This is a genomic window from Microvirga arabica (genome assembly GCF_016811235.1).
Lineage (GTDB): Bacteria > Pseudomonadota > Alphaproteobacteria > Rhizobiales > Beijerinckiaceae > Microvirga > Microvirga arabica.
Genome location: NZ_JAFBID010000190.1, coordinates 1 through 1392, shown reverse-complemented (window position 1 = coordinate 1392; position 1392 = coordinate 1). Strand labels below are relative to the sequence as shown.

The following is a 1392-nucleotide window of genomic DNA, read 5'->3' as shown; positions in this document are numbered from 1 at the left end:
GGCCGTTGGGTGTCAATCCCCTGAGTGACTGTCCTGTCGCCGAAGTCTTGCTTCTGTTCGGGGTCGGCGCGCGGCCGCCCCACCATGCCATCAGAGAGGATGCGGTCAGCCCATCTAAGACGCGTGCTCCACCTCGATCAGGTGCTCACGGCACTACTTGCGGCTTGACCGCCTCCATCGTCCCGGCGACGGGACCTCAGGGGAACAGGACGAGAGCCGCCCCGTTCCGAACGCTTGTCTCTCCTATGCGGCAACACCCTCCCGGCTCCAGCGGAAGGTGGTGCCGTCGATCCAGATGCGATGCAGAATGACCGCCAGTTTCCGGGCCAGCGCCACCTTGGCCCGCCGCATGCCGCGCCGCTTGGCTACCTCCAGAGCCCAGCGCTTGAGCGCCGAGAAGCGCACGGCCCGCGTCAGCAGGATGTGGGCTCCCTCGTAGAGCGCGGTGCGCACCATCGGATCGCCCACCCGGCTCACCGCTCCCGTGATGTCGGTCTCGCCTGACTGGTACTTCTTCGGCGTGAGGCCAAAATGCGCCCCTACGGCTCGCGAGCGCGAGAAGCGCTCAGGATGATCAACTGCGGACGTGAAGGTGACCGCAATCAGCGCGCCGACGCCTGGTACGCTCATCAGCCGCCGGCAGACCTCGTTCTTCCGAGCAATCGCCAGCATGGCCCGATGCAGTCTGGCGAACTCGGTTTGCAGAGCCTCTCTGGCGCGCAGCATGGCCTCGGCGATCTTCTCCAGCATCTCATGACCAGCCGTGAGGGTGCGCACGCGCGTGGCGAACTGGCCCTTGCTGATCTCGCCGACCTTCAGGCCGAAGCCGCGCAACAGCCCCCGCAGGCTGAGCTCGACATCCCGCATCTTGGCCTGCAACTGCTTGCGGGCCATGAGCAGGGCCCGCACCTCCTGCGCCGGCGGCGACTTACAGTGGACGGGGCGGAACCAACCCATGCGCAGTAGCTGGGCGATGCCGCGGGCGTCGCGGCGGTCGGTTTTGACGATCATGGCCGAGAGCGCCGCCTTCACATGCCGGGTCTCCAGCAGCACGACTTCGAAGCCGGCTTGCACAAGGCCGGCATGCAGCCACTGCGAGAGTGGCCCGGCCTCCAGCCCGACGCGGGTGAGCGGCAGGTTCAGGCTGGCGAGGAAGGTGGCGAGTGCCTCAGGCTCGCTGGCGACCTTCGCCTCGCGGCCAATCTGTCCGGAGGCATCGAGGATGCAGACGCTGCTGAGTTCCAGAGACACATCAATTCCGGCATAGTACTCCATGGCTGTCCCTCATGATGCTTGGGGCCGATCTGCTCGGACCCCGTTTCAACACCATCACTTTGAGGGACAGCCACCCCGCTCCGCTAGCTCGTGAGCGGCAGGCCCATTACGGCATCT

General features: G+C 66.2%; 1 protein-coding gene. It reads right to left on the bottom strand.

The window, feature by feature from the left end:
* Nucleotides 1-243: 243 nt before the first annotated feature.
* On the bottom strand, nucleotides 244-1275 hold the full coding sequence (locus JQC81_RS32365; protein WP_203275850.1) for an IS110 family RNA-guided transposase: 1032 nt from the start codon (nucleotides 1273-1275) through the stop codon (nucleotides 244-246).
* Between the last annotated feature and the right edge of the window lie 117 nt (nucleotides 1276-1392).

Bases quoted from the DNA above. Each gene is read 5' to 3' on its own strand.
- JQC81_RS32365 (WP_203275850.1), bottom strand. From the start codon at position 1,275: ATGGAGTACTATGCCGGAATTGATGTGTCTCTGGAACTCAGCAGCGTC.